The sequence below is a fragment of the Nocardia sp. NPDC003482 genome (genome assembly GCF_053588115.1).
In genome coordinates, this window is record NZ_JBSFPI010000001.1 from 51350 (window position 1) to 67077 (window position 15728).

Consider the following 15728-nt stretch of genomic DNA (forward strand, 5'->3'; position numbering starts at 1 on the left):
GGCATCCGTTGTGAGATGGTACAAACGGACAGGCCCGAGGTCCTCGACGAATTGAGAGGTTGTGCTCGTGATTCGACGCGTGACAGGTTTTCGCTCCACCACCGCCTTGGCGCTCGCCGTGGCGGCCGTGCTGGCCTTCGGCGGGTTCACTCCCGCACGGGCGCAGGCGGTGCCGCCGGTCGGCGGTGAATTCCTCTGGGGCGTGGCGTCGTCCGGGTTCCAGAGCGAGGGCAGCGCGCCCGACAGCAACTGGAGCCGATACGCGAACTCGGGCCGGGTACCGGATCGGTACGGGGATTCCGTCGATTTCTACCACCGCTACCGCGATGACATCCGGCTCGCCGCCGACCTGGGCTCCAAGGTGTACCGGGTCAGCGTCGAATGGGCGCGGGTGCAACCGAATCCGGGGACGTGGGACGAGGGTGCGTTCGCCTTCTACGACGACGTGATCGGCGCGATCCGCGCGGCCGGGATGCGCCCGATGATCACCCTGGACCACTGGGTGTTCCCCGGCTGGGAGGTCGACCGCGGCGGCTGGGCCGATCCGGGCATGGTCGACGACTGGCTGGCCAACGCGCGACGGGTGGTCGACCGCTACGCCGGGGCCGACCCGCTGTGGGTCACCTTCAACGAACCGACCCTGGGCCCACCGGTTTTCGTGGCGCAGGGCAATCTCTCCCCGGTGCTGATCGGCGTCGCGCTCGATCGGCAGGTCGCCGCGCACCGGGCGATCTACGACTACATCCATTCCCGGCAGCCGGGCGCGATGGTCACCAGCAACGTGTCCTACACCCCCGGCTACGAGTCGGTGACCGCGGTGCCGTTCGAGAATCGCATCGCCGACAAACTCGACTACGTCGGCATCGACTACTACTACGGCAGCCTGCCCTCCCCGGTCGACACATTGTTGTTCGGCACCCCGTGGGCGGCTCCCTTGCAGCCCGAGGGCATCTACTACGCGTTGCGCCACTACGCCCGCGAGTTCCCGGGCCGCCCGCTCTACATCGTCGAGAACGGTATGCCGACCCAGGACAACAAGCCCCGCGACGACGGCTGGACCCGCGCCGACAATCTCCGCGACACCGTCTACTGGCTCCAGCGCGCCAAGGCCGACGGCATGAACGTCATGGGCTACAACTACTGGAGCCTCACCGACAACTACGAATGGGGTTCGTACTCACCACGTTTCGGCCTCTATTCCGTGGACGTCAAAACCGATCCGAACCTCGACCGCCGACCCACCGACGCGGTGCCCGCCTACCACGACATCATCGCGAACGGCGGTGTCCCGGCGGACTATCGGCCCACCCGCCCGCCGGTGCCGTGCTCGATCGTCGATCCGCCGTTCAGCTGTGTGGATCCGGTGCGGTGAGGGTACGAGCGGACTCCGGGGCTCGGTACGGTGAGGGTTCGGTCGGACGCCGGGCGTCGACGCGTTGAGGGTACGGTCAGGCTCCGGGGCTTGGTGCGGTGAGGATACGGTCAGGCTCCGGGCCTCGGTGCGGTGAGGGTACGGTCAGACTCCGGGGCTTGGTGCGCTGAGTGAACGGGTCGGGCCGAACCAGCGGGTGAGTGTCTCGGGCAGGCCCGCCGTGGTGGAATCGTCTGTGGCCCAGGCGATATAGCCGTCGGGGCGGATGAGCAGGGCCGCCGCGGGTGCCTCCGCGGCGGTGCGGGTGTCCACCCGGTCGGACCAGCCGGTGATCTCGTCGGCGAGGTGCGGGTCGCGGGTCAGCAGGAGCGGGCGGCCCGAACGCAGCAGGGTAGCGATGCGGTCGGGACCGTCGGGGGTGGTGACGGTGAAGTCGGGGACGAGCAGACCGGCGAGCGGATGATCGCAGCCGGTGTCGTAGCGGACGTCCGCGCCGCTCATGAGGTGTGCCAGGTGGTCGACGACGGCGGGGATGCGAAGGAGTTCGCCGAACAGCTGTCGCAGGCCGCCGACCTCGGGATTCGGTGCCATGAGGGCACTTTGGGCCGTCGAACTCACCATGACGCGCTCGGCGAGCGGGCGGCGTTCGCTGTCGTAGGTGTCGAGGATCTCGTCCGGGACGTCACCGCGCACGCGGGCGGCGAGTTTCCAGGCGAGGTTCATGACATCCTGCATGCCCAGGTTCAGCCCCGGGCCGCCCATGGCCGAATGGACGTGCGCGGCGTCGCCGACCAGGAATACCCGGCCGTCGCGATACCGTTCGGCGGTGCGGGTGTTCTGGCCGACCGAACGCCGTCGCTGATGCGGGCCGGGCCAGGACGGTTCGGCCAACGGGACGTCGACGCCGACGACGCGACGCAGGCTCTCGCTCATCTCGTCGAGGGTCAGCGGCGCGTCCTCGTCGAGCGGGCCCTGCCCGTCCTCCACGGTGCCGACCATCGTGCGGCCGGGCTGGAGTTCGGCAATGACGACCATGCCGCGCTCGGTCCAGTTGTGGCCCCACGCCAGCGGGCCGTATCCCGGTAGGAGATAACCGCTTTCGTTGCGCACCAGTCCGGGGACCTCCGCGTGCGCGACGCGGCTCACCCGATCGGGAGCGGTGAAACCGGGGAAGTCGATGCCGGATCGCTTGCGTACCAGGCTTTTTCCGCCGTCCGCGCCGACCAGATAGCGGGCGGTGAACCGCTGCTCGCCGTGCGGGCCGTCGATGGTGGCGGTGACTTCGTTGGCGTCCTGGGCGAATTCGGTGAGCGTGTGCTGCCAGCGGATATCGGCGCCGAGATTTCGGGCGTGCTCGGCGAGCAGGGCGGTGAGTTCGGGTTGCGGGATCGGCCAGGCGTACATGGGGTTGTCGGCCAGGTTGCCGAAATCCATGGGCAGGCCGCTGAAGATGTAGAACGGAAGTGGTTGCGGCACACCGGGATACAGGCCGCGCAGATCGAGCAATCGGGGGACCTGGCCGACGATGCCGTTGGCCTTGGGCTGGGTGCCCGGACCCGGGCCGGTCTCGAGGACGATCGGCCGCAGCCCGGCCAGCGCGAGTTCGGCGGCGAGCAGCAGGCCGTTGGGTCCGGCTCCGGAAATGAGGACGTCGGTTCGTGTTTCGGACATGACGAGGTGAACCCCCTGTCGTTTCGGTGTTCGGTGGTGCTCGGTTATTCGTCGGGATCGGGCTCGGGTGGTGCGATGGTGACGAGCGAAAAGGCTTGGCGCAGTAGGTCGGTGATCAGGACCGGCGGTTGGGCGTTCACATAGGTTTCGACGGTGGACTGGAACACGGCGACCACGACGCTCGCCACCAGATGTGGATACAGATCCCGCCCCCGTTCGGTGCCGCTGCGTTCGGCGACGGCGGCGATCAGTTCCTCCTCCAGGCCGAGGGTCATCGCCGCGCGCGCCTCGGGGATATCGAAGAGCTTGCGGATCTCCGCCAATTGCGCGGGCGTCGGCGGCCTGTACCCCGTGGCCTCGATCTCGGCCTCCAAGGGCGCGAGGGCCGCCGCGGTCACCGCCTCCCACATCGGCTCATCGGCCGGCCGCTCCCGCAGCAGCGCCACGGCCCGCCGCATCCGATCAACCTGCCGATACGCCAACGCTTCCCACTTGCTGGAGAAGTAATTGTTGAACGTCCGTACGGAAACCCCCGCCCGCGCCGCGATGTCCTCCCGCACCAGGTTCTCCACCCCGCGCTCGAACGCCAGCCCCAACGCCGCATCACTCAGCGCCCGCCGAGTATCCAGCTTCTTCCGCTCCCGCAACCCGAGCACTCCATCATCCCGCACCCCACCACTCTCCCAGTAAATTGCCCACCGGGCAACCTTTCCCACCGGGCAAAAACCCAGCCGCACCCCTTGTTCGAATCCGCACCCGTTGTAAAGCCCTGCAACAGGTGCGGATTGGAATAAAGGGTGCGGCTGGGTTGCCGGGGTTAGGGGGTGAAGGTGGAGGTTTCCAGGCGGCGGGCTATGCGGGCGGCGGAGAGGGTCATGGCGTCGGTGGGGCGGTGGGGGTCGAGGCCGGTTAGTTCGTGGACTCGGGCCAGGCGGTAGGTGACGGTGTTGCGGTGGATGTTGAGGAGGCGGGCGGTGGCGAGTTGGTTGAAGCCGGTGTCGACGAAGACGGCCAGGGTTTCGGCGAGTAGGGGTTGATTGTCGAGGGGGGCCAGGACGGTGGCGAGGCCGGGGCGGGCGGGGCCGCTGACGGCGACGGTGTACTCGAACTGGAGATCGGTTCGGCGGCAGAGGGATTCGGGGCGTTCGAGGCAGCGGCCGAGTTCGGCGAGGACGCGGGCCTCGGCGAAGACGGTGGGGATCTCGGCGCGGGCGGGGGCCGCGCCGACGCCGACCCAGAAGGGGGTGGGGGAGTCGGGGGCGCGGGTGGGCAGGCGCGCGGACAGGGCCGCGGTGGTGGCGGAGCCGTCGTCGCCGGGTTGTAAGGGGACCAGGGCGGTCCAGCCGCCGCTGTCCAGGCGCAGGAACACGCCGGGAATGGCCTCGATGCAGTGCCGCAGTTCGCTGGCGTCCAGGCCGTGCCGTTCGCGGCTGCCCGCGGCGAGGCGGAACACCGCGACCAGGAACGCGTCCGGAACGCTGATCGCGGGTTCGTCGGCCCACTCCACCGGATCGCGCCCGGTGAGCAGGGCCTCGGCGATGCCCCGGCGGCGCTCGAGCAGTTCCCAACGGGGATCGTGGGCGCGCCGCACACACGCCGAGGCGATCCGCTCCACGATATGAGTCACGTAGCGCAGCAAGGGAAGTGCCGCGTCCGCGAGCACCTCGCGTTCCCCGGGATCGGCGGCCGCCCGCAACCGGCCGTAGACGAATTCCGCACCCGCCCGGTACCGGCCCAGTACCTCGTCGAGCGGTTCCCCGTCGCGCACCCGGTCGAGGGCGAGCTCCACCAGCTCCCGGGTCTCCTCGGGCGGTGGCATGCGCCCGTGCCGGGCGTATTCGAAGAACAACTCGACGTTCAGCTTGCTGCCGCGTTCGACCCCCGAGGCGACCAGGGAGCGCGGCAAAGTGCGGTAGGGCTGCATCGACTCGGAGAACTCACGGATGAGTACCCCCGCGCGGTGGTACAGGGATTCGATGACCGCCTCGCGGTTCAGCGTATCCACGGCGTCCTCCGTCCGGGCTGTGTGGCGTAAAGCGATTCGATCGTATCGGCATACGCCGCGGCGATGGGTTTGCGCCGGAGTTTGCCGGTCGCCGTGAGACACTCGCCGCCGGGCGCCCAGACCTCCGGCAGCACCGCGAACGCCCGCACCTGTTCCACCCGGGACAACCTGGCGTTGGCGGCCGCCACGCCCTCCTCGATAGCGCTGCGCACCAAGGGATTCGAGGCCAGCGCGGCGATATCGCGGGCGGGCAGATCGTGACGTTCGGCGAAGGCGGCCGCCAGATCGGGGTCCAGGCAGATGAGTGCGGTGTTGTAGGGGCGTCCCTCCCCGATGACCGCGACCGTCCCGGCAAGGGGGGTGTGCTCGAGGACGGTGTTCTCGATATTGGTGGGGGACATGTTCTTCCCCGCCGCGTTGATGATGAGTTCCTTCTTGCGGTCGACGATCCGCAGGAAGCCCTCCTCGTCGAGTTCGCCGATATCGCCGGTGTGCAGCCAGCCCTCGGAATCGATTGCGGCCGCGGTCTTCTCGGGATCTCCGCGATACCCCCGCATAACCATCGGCCCGCGCACCAGGACCTCGCCGTCGGCGGCGATCCGCACCTCGGCGCCGGGCAGCGGCGTGCCGACGGTTCCGATCTTGATCCGGGCCGGGCGGGTGACCGTCGCGCCCGCGGTGCATTCGGTCATCCCGTAGCCCTCGCACAGCGGTAACCCCAGGCCCAGGAGGAATTCGTGGGTGTCGCGCGGGATGGGCGCCGACCCGGTGACCGCCACCCGGACCTGGTCCAGGCCGAGACGCGCGCGGATGGCCGAGAGCACGAACCGGTCCGCCACCGCGTGCCGCGCCCGGTCGATCGGCCCCGGGCGCCGCCCGTCGGAGAGCGCCCGTGCCCGCGCCCGGCCGGTCGCCAGCGCCCAGCGAATCAGCCTGCGGCGCAGCGGGTTCGGCTCGGCCGCGAGCCTTTCCTCGAGCGCGGCGCGGACCTTCACCCAGATCCGCGGCACCCCCAGGAACACCGTCGGACGCACCTCCACCAGCGCCTCGGCCACCTGGCTGAACTCGGGGACCGTGGTGATCTGCCCGCCTTCCAGGAGTCCGAGGTAGTGCGCGAACCAGCGGTTGGCGGCGTGCGCGTCGGGCAGATAGGACACCACCCGGTCGTCGGGACCGCCGCCGCCGAATTCGTCGATGATGCGGGCGTTCTCGATGAAATTGGTGTGGGTCAGCTCCACACCCTTCGGCGGCCCGGTGGTGCCCGACGTGTAGACGATCGTCAGCACGTCGTCGGGATCGACCGCGCGCCAAGCGGATTCGAAATCGAAACCGGGGGCGTCGGCGGCCTCGATCTGGGCCAGCGGCACGGTGCCCGCGGGCGCGTCGTCGACACACACCACGCGCTCGACCCGATACCCCCGCGCCGCAGCCTCGTCCACCGCGGCGAGAACCTGTGCGGCGAAACGCTTTTCGCAGATCACCACGCGCGGTCGGGCATTGCCGAACTGGTAGGCCAGCAGCTCCACCGGATTGGTGTTGTAGACCGAGAACGGTGTCGCGCCGACGTGCAGGACCGCGGTGTCGCAGAGATGGAACTCGGGCCGGTTGGTGAGCATGAGCGCGACGGTGTCGCCGCGTCGCACGCCGTGCGCGGCGAGCCCGATCGCGATGGCGCGCACCCGATTTCCGTACTCGCGCCAGGTGATGCGCACGGAGTCGTCGCGGGTGCGCAGCGCGACGAGATCGGGACGACGGGCGACCGTGCGCTGGAATGCCTCGCACATGGTGCGCGGACGGGCCGCCGCCGTCGAAGAACTCACAACCTACCCCTGCGTGGCCGGGCCGAGTGCCCGCGGCGACCTCGGCGTCCCCTCCAGCAGACCCTGTCACGACCGTGATCACCAGATGCAATCGTGCGAACCGCACCGCTGCGAATTGTGCACACTGCCCAAACGACCGGCGCGACGGCCCGGCCCGAGTCGCGTTTGCCGCGGCCGCGCAGTGTAGCTTGCGGACATGACGTCGGAGCAGATGGAGATCTGGCACAACCCGCGCTGTTCCAAGAGCCGCGCGGCCAAGGCGGCCCTCGACGAGGCGGGCATCGCCTACACGGAGCGCCGCTACCTGGACAATCCGCCCAGTGTCGCGGAACTGCGCACGATCCTCGAACGGCTCGGGCTCGAACCGTGGGACATCACCCGCACCGCGGAGGACGAGGCGAAGGAACTGGGCGTGGCCGACTGGCCGCGCACCCCCGCCGAGCGGGACCGGTGGATCGAGGCGCTCGCCGCGCATCCCAAGCTGATCCAGCGCCCGATCGTGGCCACCGCCGCGGGCCGCGCCGTGCTCGCGCGCGACGAGCAGACGTTGCGCTCGGTGTTACCTCCCGCGTAATCGACTCCGCCCGCCGCGGCGAACATGCTTGTGCCATGAGCGAATACGAGAACATTGCCCAGCGGTACATCGACTCCTGGAACGAGCACGACGCCGACAAGCGCACGGCGCTGATTGCGGAGGTCTTCACCCCGGAGGCCACCTACACCGACCCGCTGGCCCAGGTCGCGGGGACGGCGGCCATCGATCGCGTGATCGCGGGCGCGCAGGAACAGTTCGCGGGCCTGGAGTTCCGGCTCGGACCGGTCGATGGGCACAACGACATCGCCCGCCTCACCTGGTTCCTCGGCGCGCCCGACGCCGAACCCCTGGTGATCGGGTTCGACGTGGTCACCCTGGCGGACGGCCGGATCGAGCGGGTCCTCGGCTTCCTGGACAAGGTGCCCGCCTGACCCTCGGCCGCCATCGGGACGGCGGGGCGGGATCGGCCCACGGGATGCCGGAATCCGGTGTCCCGGAGGGCGTCCGTACCCGAGCCGTACGCCCTCCGCCGTCCCGGCAGCGGCCGGGAAATTCGTCTCAGTGGCCGTGCGCCGCCGCGGGGAAGGGCGGTTCGCCCACCCCGACGATCCGCAGCTGGCCCCACGGATCGCGTTCCTGCAACCGCCCTTCGGTCGGGCTGCCGCCCGGCACCGTCAGGAACACCTGGGCGCGACCGGGATCCGGCAGGTCGCTATCCCCATCCACCCGTCCGTACCAGTGATACCGGCCGTCGATGGGATCGGCGTGGCCATTGAGGGTGACGGTCACCGGGATCTCTCCCCCCGGCACGTCGAGCAGCGCTGGGCCCGAATACTCGTGGGGCGCTTCACGATCCGCTGCGACCGTCAGATCGAAATGGTGTGGACGCGCCTGTCGCGGCGGCCGATGCCTGCCCCCGCGCACCAGCCGCGCGTACTCGTGCTGGCAGGCCGCGCGGGCCTCGATGCGAGTACTCGCGGTGTGCCGCAGCATCTCCACGGACGCGCGCACCGCCTCGGCCCGTTCCGCGATCGGCGGCCGGAAATTGCTTGCTCCGGGGGGTTCCGTGAAGAACAGATTCGGAAACCCGTGCAAGGCGATCCCGAGGAAAGCCAGTGCGCTCGAATCCCTTTCGAGCACCCGCCTGCCGACCCCTGTGACGCTGATCTCCGGCGACGGCGTGAGGACCAGCAGCCTCGTCCGAAGCACCCCGCCCTCGGCCGTGTGCACCATCCAGCGATCGGCATCCGCGTCGAACTCCGCCGAGATCACCCGCTCGGCAGCGGCGTGGACGCTCTCACTGGCGAGCCGGGATCCAGTGCGGGGATCGCCATCCGCTGGGGATGTCGGTCCCGCGGAGGTGTGGACGTCCCCACTCGATATCCGAGATCGCCTGCTGAAGCGGCGTTCCGCGAGCGTCTCGATTACCCGGGCTGCCCGGGACCGCCCGTGCGGGCCTGGTTCCGCGTCGGTGCCCAAAGTGGTGACGGTGAATCCCGCGCGGCACAGCTCGGCGCGGATCCGAAGGGCATCGGGATTCGTTGTGCTGATGAGGATTTCGCAGTCGGTCATGCCAGCAGCCCCCGGCGACGCCAGAGCCACTTTCCGGCCGGGCCGATGAGACCCTGCTTGTCGAGGAACGCACCAAGGTTCTCCGCGCCCGTGGCGAGGGCGCGGCGGGCGTGCGGATTGGCGCGGGCGGCGCGTTTGGCGGCGTGACCATCCAGACCGGCGCGGTCGTACATGTGCCGGTTGGTCATCAGGTGCACGAACAGCGGGGCGGCGACCGCGACACACAGTCGGGTGTAGGCCAATTCGGCCCTCGACATGGTGGGCACCCGGCGGGCGAGGGCGTCGCGGGCGAAGCCGATGTGGCGGGCCTCCTCGGTGACGTGGATGCGCATGGCGCGCGAGACCAGGGGCTGCAACTCGGGATCGTCGAGGGTCCTGCGTTGCAGGGCGTCGAAGATCTCCTCGCCCACCAGCGCGCCCACCCAGACCATGGAGCCGCGCAGCAGCAGTTGCAGCGACGAGATGACCAGGCGGCCAACGGGTTCGGGCCAGTACGGGCGGGCCTCGATGCGGTCGATGAGCTTGCCGAACATCATCATGTGGCGGCACTCGTCGCCCATCTCGGTGAGCGTGTAGTGCGAACGGCGGCTGGTCGGATCGCCGTTCATCAACTCCCGCAACAACAATCGGTTCAGCAGGTTCTCGAACCAGATTCCCACCGACAGCACGTTCGCCAGCTCCTGGCGCGACAGCTCGCGTCGTTGCCCGGGTGTCATCGACTCCCACAGCTCGGTGCCGTAGAGCGAGACGATCTCGGCGGGCAGGAACAGTTTGCCGGGATCCAGCGGCGCGTCCCAGTCCATGTCCACGATCGGGTCGTAGGACTTCTTCACCGATCCGTTCAGTAGCCGCTGCGCGAAGGATTCCTCGGCGAGCAGTGCGGCGTCGTTGCCCATGACGGCTCTCCTGATGCTCAAGTATGCGATACAAGCTGTAACAGTCAGATTAGTGAGACATGGTGTAACGGTCAATACCGGGCCGGGTATCGTTGCGAGGTGACCAAATCCAGCGACGATCCCGGCTCGCGGCTCGACGGCCGGAGCACGCGCTGGCACGGGCACAAGCAGCAGCGCCGCGCCGAGGTGATCGACGCCGCCGTGGCGGTGATCGAGGAGAACGGCGTCGAGGTGTCGGTGCAGCAGATCGCCGACCGCCTGCGGCTGCCGCGCCCGGTGGTGTACCGGCATTTCGACGGCCGCCCGGATCTGGACGAGCAGATCCGCCGCCGGATCCTGGACTCGTTGCTGTCGGAGCTGATGCCGACCCTGCGCGCGGACGGCACGCTCAAGGACGCGGTGCGCGGCGCGGTCGGCACCTATGTCGGCTGGGTGGATCGGCATCCGAACCTGCACCGCTTCCTCGCCGGGGCCGCGCCGGGCGGGGACGCGCTCGCCGGGGCGCGCGACCGGATCGGCGGACGACTGGCCGACCTGTTCGCGAAGTCGTTGGCGCGCTTCGGCATCGATCCCAACCGGGCCCGCCCCATGGCCTTCGGCATCATCGGCTTCGTGGACGGGGTCGTGAACAGCTGGCGCTCCGACCCCGCGACCGCCCTGTCCTCCGACCAGGTCGAGGGCATCCTGTCCTCGTCCGTACTGGCCCTGTTCGAGGGCAACGCCCGCAGCCTCGGCGTGCCCTTGCAACGCGACACACTGGTGGCGGACCTGCTGGCACACTCGGAAGCCGCTCGCCCGCAAGAGGTTTCGGGAACCGCCGGGACGTTGTGAGGCCGGGGCGCGCCCGAATCTCAGGAGCCACCGGGATGCTGTGAGGCCGGGGCGCGTTCGAATCTCAAGAGCCACCGGACCGTTGTGCGCCCGGGGTGTGGCCGAAGAAGCGGCGGTAGACGTCGATGAAGGCGCTGGGGGAGGACCAGCCGCAGGCGTGGGCGGTGGTGGTGACGGGGTGGCCCTCGGCGAGGAGTCGGGTGGCGTGATGGAGGCGTAGCTGGGTGCGCCAGCGGGGGTAGGTCATGCCGAGTTCGGTGCGGAACAGGCGGGTCAGGGTGCGCTCGGAGGCGCCGATCGCGCGGCCGAGGTCGGCGAGGGTCCAGGGGGTGGTGAGGTCGGCGTCGACGAGGGCGCAGGCGTCGCGCAGGCGGGGGTCGCGGGGAGCGGGCAGGCGCAGTGGTTGTTCGGGGCAGCGGCGGAGACGGTCGAGGAGGACCGCGCGCAGGCGGTCGAGTTCCGGGGTGGGGAGTGCGTCGGCGGTCGTGCAGGCGATGATCAGCTCTCGGACGAGCGGGGTGGCGGTCAGGACGAGCGGGGTGTCGCGGCCGGGGATCAGGGGCGCGGTGAAGCCGACGGTGTGGAATCGGGTGGGGCCGTGGAATTCGTGTTCGTGCCAGCATCCGGCCGGGATCCAGATGGCGCGGTCGCCGGGGGCGATCCAGCTGCCCGCGGCCGTGCGGACCTCGGTCGCGCCGGTGCTGGGGAAGATCACTTGGTGGTCGTCGTGCCGGTGCCGATCGATGCGGCCCGGTCCCGGCACCGTGCGGGTGTGGGTGGGCGCGATCGGTTCGTGGCGGGTTGTCGACACAATCTGGCATCTTATCGAAAGCCCGACAAGCGGTTCTCGCCTAGCGTGGGACGCGAAACACGCTGTGCGGGAAGGGAGTCCGATGATCGGGGTGGAGGCGGCCGCGCCGGTGACGCCGGTGTGGCGGCGGATGCGGTACTGGGTGGCGGCGCACGCCGTCGACGACTTCTATCAGGGACTCGTCTCGGCGAGCATCCCGTTCTTCGTGCTCGAACGCGGGTACAGCTATGTCGCCGCCTCGGGGCTCGCGCTGGCGGCCACACTGGGAAGCTCACTGCCGCAACCGTTTCTGGGCGTTCTCGCCGATCGATGGCGGCTGCTGTGGCTGGCCCCGGCGGGACTGGCGGTGGCGGGGATCGGCGCGGGACTCGCGGGGCTCGCGCCGGGGTACGCGGTGGTGTGGCTGCTGTTGCTGATCTCCGGGATCGGCGTGGCCGCCTTCCATCCCGCCGCCGGGCGGGACGCGCGCCGGGACGCGGGGGACAGCGCGACCGGGATGAGCCTGTTCGCGGCGGGCGGCAGCGTCGGCTTCTTCCTCGCCCCCGCGCTGGCCACGCCCGCGCTGGTGTCGTTCGGGGTGGGCGCGACCGCGATCTTCGTGCCCCCGGCCGTGCTCATGGGAATTCTGTTGTGGCGGTATCAGATTCGTCGGGGAGCCGGGGACGCCGGGACGCGGGTGCGGGCGGGGCGGGATCGGTGGTGGGCGTTCACGGCCTTGACGGCGGTGTCGGTGGTCCGGTCGATCGTGGCATTCGGGATGAATACGTTCATCGCCCTGTACTGGATCGATCACCTGGGCGCGTCGAGCACGCTCGGCAACGCCGCGCTGACGGCGTTCCTGGTCGGCGGGGTCGCGGGCACCCTGCTGGGCGGGCGGATCGCGGATCGAGCGGGGATGTTGCGCACGATCCGGCTGGGTTGCCTGGCGGCGGTGCCCGCGTTGGTGCTGCTGCGGGTGACGCCGGAGCCGCGGCTGGCCCTGCTGTCGGCGGCGATCGCCGGTGCGGCCGTGAACATTCCGTTCGCGGTCCTGGTCAAGCTGGGACAGGACTATCTGCCGGGGCGTCCCGGCACCGCGTCCGGCGTCACCCTCGGCCTGGCGGTGAGCGCGGGCGGATTGTCGGCCCCGCTGCTGGGTGTGCTGGCCGATCGGCACGGCCCGCAGGCGGTGCTCACGGTGTTGTGTCTCGTTCCGGTCGCGGCGATCGTGTTCGGTTCGTTGCTACCGGCCCCGCGCGAGCCGGGGGAGAATGAACGGGCGGTCGATCGATCGTGAGGCCATGATTGAGCGGGTCGGCGGGCCCCGGATCGGTCGGATGGTTGTCATGAGCGGGCAGTGGCTCCGGGCAGTGTGTGTCGCGGCGGGCGTCGTGCTCGCGACGACCGCGGTGGGTTCGGCCGAGCCGCCGGGCACGAACCCGGGCGAACCACTGCGCGTGGAACCACTGCCCGCGAGCGGGGACAGCGCCGAGCGCGGCTACGTGATCACCTACGCCACACCGGCATTGGACGGCCGGGCCACGACCGCGACGGGACTGCTGTACCTCCCGGAGGGCACCCCGCCCGCCGGGGGCTGGCCGATCATCGCCTGGGATCACGGGACAAGCGGGCTGTCGGCGCGCTGCGGGCCGCGCTCGCCGACCGGCGGCCCGGCCGATACGTCCGCGCTGCTGCGGCTCAACCGCGCGGGCTTCGCGGCGGTCGCGCCGGACTATCTGGGTCTGAGCCCGGAGTCGCCGGGCGTGCACCCGTATCTGAACGGCCGCACCGAGGCGACCGCGACGATCGATCTGGTGCGCGCGGCCCGGAACGCGTTCGGGGAGTTGTCGTCTCGCTGGGCGGTGCTCGGGGTGTCCCAGGGCGGCCACGCGGCCTTGAGCACCGGACATCTCGCCTCCGAGTACGCGCCCGAACTGGATTTCCGGGCCACCGCGGCATTGTCGCCGCCGTCCAATGTCGACAAGCTGCTCCCGATCGCGCGACCCGGCCTGCCCTCGCCGGAGATCTCGAATGGGCTGACCGGAACCGTCACCGCCCTGCTCGCCGCGATCGGGGCGAATCAGCCGGGGTTCGACATCCAGCCCTACCTCAGCGCCGAGGGGCGGCGGCTGGTGAGCGACATCGTCTCGTACTGTGTGCTGGATTGGCCTGCGGCCGTGGGGGATCGGAGCGTGTCCGATCTGCTGGCGCGTCCCCTCGACGATCCGGCCGCCGTCGCCGTGTTCGCCTCCTACCTGGGCGTGGCGACGAGCGGGTACCGGCAGCCGCTGTTCATCGGGCAGGGCACGGCCGACGCGACGGTGCCGCTGCCCATGACCCTCGCGCTGACGGCCGAATTGTCCGCCGCCGGAACGCCGTTCGAATTCGCCGTGTTCGACGCCGACCACCACACCATCGAGGGCGCGGGCTTCGACGCGGGACTGGCCTTCCTGAAGCGGTACCTGTGAGCCTCAGCCGTAGACCCGGGCCGGGGCGGGAACGGTCCGCAGCTCGAGCACGTCGAGGGTCGGGGTCATATTCGTCTCCGGCCGCGCCGAATCGGGAACGACCTTGCCGCGCACCGACACCCACGTATCGTCCGGTGGGCTGTCGAAATCGCCGCCCAGATGCACGGACATCGTCTGGGCGTCGGCCACGCAGCACGTGATGACGACGCGGGCCAGATCCACGCCCGTCTCCGTGTGCACGATGAAGCCGACCACGGTGATCTCCCGCCGGTCGAGTTCGCCGCTGGAGTCGTAGGCGGCGCGGTCGAGCAGATCCACCATCCGCACGGTCGGCGCGGGACCGGACGGCAGCGGCGGGAAGGCGAACTTGTCCCCCGAGTCGACGGCGGCCTGGGCGGTGGTGCCGGACCGCACCGAGGTCGCGCCCAGCGCGGGCGGGACGATGACCAGCAACGCCGCGATCGGGGCCAGCAGCAGCCACTGCGCGCGGCCGGGATGCTCGGAATCGGTTGCGGCCCAGCCCTTCCGGATGTCGCGGACGATGGCGACGACGGCCAGCGCGAGCAACACCACCCCGCTGAGGATCAGATACGGTTGCAGTCCCGGTTTCACATACCGCAGGTAGGTGCCGTCCAGCGCGATATCGAGCACCGCGCCGCCCAACAGCAGCAGCACGAGGTTCTGGGCCGCCCGGTTCATCGCACACCGCCCAGGAAGATCAGCCCCGCGACCGTCCCGCATACGATCGCCACCCCGAATGTCAACGGCGCGAACCGGATCGCGAACCGGCGGCCGAACGCGCCGGTCTGCATGGCGAACAGCTTCACATCCACCGCCGGACCCACCACGAGGAACACCAGTCGCGGCAGCAGCGGCAACCCCGACATGCTCGCCGCCACGAACGCGTCCGCCTCCGAGCACAAGGCCAGGACCACCGCCAGCAGGGCCAGCACCACGATCGACACGAGCGGCTGCCCGGACAGCTCCCGGTACCAGGTCGGCGGGACCAGGACGTGCAGCGCGGCCGCCGCCGCGGCCCCGATCACGAGAAACGCCGCCGATTGCAGGAAGTCGTGCCGGGCGGCCTCGGTGAACACCGTCCAGCGCGAGCGGCCGGGCGCCCAGTGCTCGTGGCCGTGCGGGCGCGGGGTGAACCACTCCGGGCGCCCGAACCGAGCCCACAGCCAGCCCACGACCAACGCCGTGGCCATCGATCCCGCGAACCGCCCGGCGACCATGCCCGGCTCGCCGGGAAACGCGACCGCGGTCGCCACCAGCACCACCGGATTCACCGCGGGCGCCGACAACAGGAAGGCGAACGCCGCCGCGCTCGGCGCGCCCTGATCCATCAGCCGCCGCGACACCGGCACCACGCCGCATTCGCATCCGGGCAGCGCCATCCCTGCCACCCCGGCCACCCCGATCGCGGCGGTCTCGTTGCGCGGCAACAACTTTCGCAGCAGTTCCGGTGACGCCCACGCGGCGATGGTCCCGCTGACCAGCACGCCCAGCACCAGGAACGGCACCGCCTGCACGAACACTCCGGTGAACACCGTCGCGGCCGTCTGCAAACGCGCCGACGAACCGACCCAGCCCGCCAGCGGTCCGGACCAGATCAGTCCCGCCGCCAGCAGCCCGACCAGAACGTAGGTGGAGAACAGTCGCGGAAGCCGGGGCGGCGCGGGCGGATTCGCGCTCGCGGGCGGCTCGGTGAGCGGCGGGCCGCTGACGTGCGGGATCGACATGGCACTACCCCCGGTGGACGAGT

Annotated in this window: 15 protein-coding genes; 6 read left to right on the forward strand and 9 right to left on the reverse strand. The window is 70.3% G+C overall.

The window, feature by feature from the left end:
* Positions 1-79: 79 nt before the first annotated feature.
* The gene (locus ACWDSJ_RS00230) at positions 80-1372 is read left to right on the forward strand and encodes a glycoside hydrolase family 1 protein (protein ID WP_450028511.1); all 1293 of its coding nucleotides are present in this window, start codon (positions 80-82) and stop codon (positions 1370-1372) included.
* Between the two features lie 144 nt (positions 1373-1516).
* Here ACWDSJ_RS00230 and ACWDSJ_RS00235 read toward each other — a convergent pair whose 3' ends face one another.
* From ACWDSJ_RS00235 to ACWDSJ_RS00250, 4 genes are all read right to left on the reverse strand, one after another.
* Positions 1517-3043: an FAD-dependent monooxygenase gene (locus ACWDSJ_RS00235; RefSeq protein WP_450028512.1), complete on the reverse strand. Its 1527-nt coding sequence runs from the start codon at positions 3041-3043 to the stop codon at positions 1517-1519.
* A 44-nt stretch (positions 3044-3087) separates the two neighbouring features.
* Positions 3088-3699: a TetR/AcrR family transcriptional regulator gene (locus tag ACWDSJ_RS00240; protein WP_450029004.1), complete on the reverse strand. Its 612-nt coding sequence runs from the start codon at positions 3697-3699 to the stop codon at positions 3088-3090.
* Positions 3700-3860: 161 nt separating this feature from the next.
* Entirely contained in the window at positions 3861-5048 is a 1188-nt protein-coding gene (locus ACWDSJ_RS00245; RefSeq protein ID WP_450028513.1) for a PucR family transcriptional regulator, read from the reverse strand.
* Positions 5036-6832 (reverse strand): AMP-dependent synthetase/ligase, encoded by a 1797-nt coding sequence (locus ACWDSJ_RS00250; RefSeq protein WP_450029005.1) that lies wholly within the window; start codon positions 6830-6832, stop codon positions 5036-5038. Before ACWDSJ_RS00250 ends, ACWDSJ_RS00245 begins: the two co-directional genes overlap by 13 nt.
* Before the next feature lie 232 nt (positions 6833-7064).
* Between ACWDSJ_RS00250 and ACWDSJ_RS00255 the strand changes: the two genes are divergently transcribed.
* Both ACWDSJ_RS00255 and ACWDSJ_RS00260 read left to right on the forward strand, forming a co-directional pair.
* On the forward strand, positions 7065-7442 hold the full coding sequence (locus ACWDSJ_RS00255; protein ID WP_450028514.1) for an arsenate reductase family protein: 378 nt from the start codon (positions 7065-7067) through the stop codon (positions 7440-7442).
* A 35-nt stretch (positions 7443-7477) separates the two neighbouring features.
* Positions 7478-7834 carry a nuclear transport factor 2 family protein gene (locus ACWDSJ_RS00260; protein ID WP_450028515.1) on the forward strand — a complete coding sequence of 119 codons (357 nt, stop codon included), beginning with the start codon at positions 7478-7480 and terminating at the stop codon, positions 7832-7834.
* A gap of 127 nt (positions 7835-7961) precedes the next feature.
* Here ACWDSJ_RS00260 and ACWDSJ_RS00265 read toward each other — a convergent pair whose 3' ends face one another.
* Both ACWDSJ_RS00265 and ACWDSJ_RS00270 read right to left on the reverse strand, forming a co-directional pair.
* A complete protein-coding gene (locus ACWDSJ_RS00265) occupies positions 7962-8975 on the reverse strand; it encodes a DUF4873 domain-containing protein (protein ID WP_450028516.1) in 1014 nt (337 codons plus the stop codon).
* Positions 8972-9892 (reverse strand): AurF N-oxygenase family protein, encoded by a 921-nt coding sequence (locus ACWDSJ_RS00270; protein WP_450028517.1) that lies wholly within the window; start codon positions 9890-9892, stop codon positions 8972-8974. Before ACWDSJ_RS00270 ends, ACWDSJ_RS00265 begins: the two co-directional genes overlap by 4 nt.
* 78 nt (positions 9893-9970) lie before the next feature.
* On the opposite strand from ACWDSJ_RS00270, the gene ACWDSJ_RS00275 reads away from it, so the two are divergent.
* Positions 9971-10702 carry a TetR/AcrR family transcriptional regulator gene (locus ACWDSJ_RS00275; protein ID WP_387357232.1) on the forward strand — a complete coding sequence of 244 codons (732 nt, stop codon included), beginning with the start codon at positions 9971-9973 and terminating at the stop codon, positions 10700-10702.
* A 64-nt stretch (positions 10703-10766) separates the two neighbouring features.
* Here the strand turns inward: ACWDSJ_RS00275 and ACWDSJ_RS00280 are convergent, their stop codons facing one another.
* Positions 10767-11513 carry an AraC family transcriptional regulator gene (locus ACWDSJ_RS00280; RefSeq protein ID WP_450028518.1) on the reverse strand — a complete coding sequence of 249 codons (747 nt, stop codon included), beginning with the start codon at positions 11511-11513 and terminating at the stop codon, positions 10767-10769.
* A gap of 82 nt (positions 11514-11595) precedes the next feature.
* On the opposite strand from ACWDSJ_RS00280, the gene ACWDSJ_RS00285 reads away from it, so the two are divergent.
* Both ACWDSJ_RS00285 and ACWDSJ_RS00290 read left to right on the forward strand, forming a co-directional pair.
* Entirely contained in the window at positions 11596-12789 is a 1194-nt protein-coding gene (locus ACWDSJ_RS00285; RefSeq protein WP_450028519.1) for an MFS transporter, read from the forward strand.
* A 49-nt stretch (positions 12790-12838) separates the two neighbouring features.
* Complete coding sequence (locus ACWDSJ_RS00290) at positions 12839-13960, forward strand: alpha/beta hydrolase family protein (protein WP_450028520.1); 1122 nt, start codon at positions 12839-12841, stop codon at positions 13958-13960.
* Between the two features lie 3 nt (positions 13961-13963).
* Here ACWDSJ_RS00290 and ACWDSJ_RS00295 read toward each other — a convergent pair whose 3' ends face one another.
* Together ACWDSJ_RS00295 and ACWDSJ_RS00300 are read right to left on the reverse strand one after the other, a co-directional pair.
* Complete coding sequence (locus ACWDSJ_RS00295; RefSeq protein ID WP_450028521.1) at positions 13964-14659, reverse strand: TIGR03943 family putative permease subunit; 696 nt, start codon at positions 14657-14659, stop codon at positions 13964-13966.
* A complete protein-coding gene (locus ACWDSJ_RS00300; protein WP_450028522.1) occupies positions 14656-15705 on the reverse strand; it encodes a permease in 1050 nt (349 codons plus the stop codon). The genes ACWDSJ_RS00295 and ACWDSJ_RS00300 overlap by 4 nt, the downstream gene beginning before the upstream one ends.
* Positions 15706-15728 lie beyond the last annotated feature (23 nt).

Coding starts and splice junctions, on each gene's coding strand:
- ACWDSJ_RS00235 (WP_450028512.1), bottom strand. CDS start 3,043: ATGTCCGAAACACGAACCGACGTCCTCATTTCCGGAGCCGGACCCAAC.
- ACWDSJ_RS00250 (WP_450029005.1), bottom strand. CDS start 6,832: ATGTGCGAGGCATTCCAGCGCACGGTCGCCCGTCGTCCCGATCTCGTC.
- ACWDSJ_RS00255 (WP_450028514.1), top strand. CDS start 7,065: ATGACGTCGGAGCAGATGGAGATCTGGCACAACCCGCGCTGTTCCAAG.
- ACWDSJ_RS00260 (WP_450028515.1), top strand. CDS start 7,478: ATGAGCGAATACGAGAACATTGCCCAGCGGTACATCGACTCCTGGAAC.
- ACWDSJ_RS00265 (WP_450028516.1), bottom strand. CDS start 8,975: ATGACCGACTGCGAAATCCTCATCAGCACAACGAATCCCGATGCCCTT.
- ACWDSJ_RS00285 (WP_450028519.1), top strand. CDS start 11,596: ATGATCGGGGTGGAGGCGGCCGCGCCGGTGACGCCGGTGTGGCGGCGG.
- ACWDSJ_RS00290 (WP_450028520.1), top strand. CDS start 12,839: ATGAGCGGGCAGTGGCTCCGGGCAGTGTGTGTCGCGGCGGGCGTCGTG.
- ACWDSJ_RS00295 (WP_450028521.1), bottom strand. CDS start 14,659: ATGAACCGGGCGGCCCAGAACCTCGTGCTGCTGCTGTTGGGCGGCGCG.
- ACWDSJ_RS00300 (WP_450028522.1), bottom strand. CDS start 15,705: ATGTCGATCCCGCACGTCAGCGGCCCGCCGCTCACCGAGCCGCCCGCG.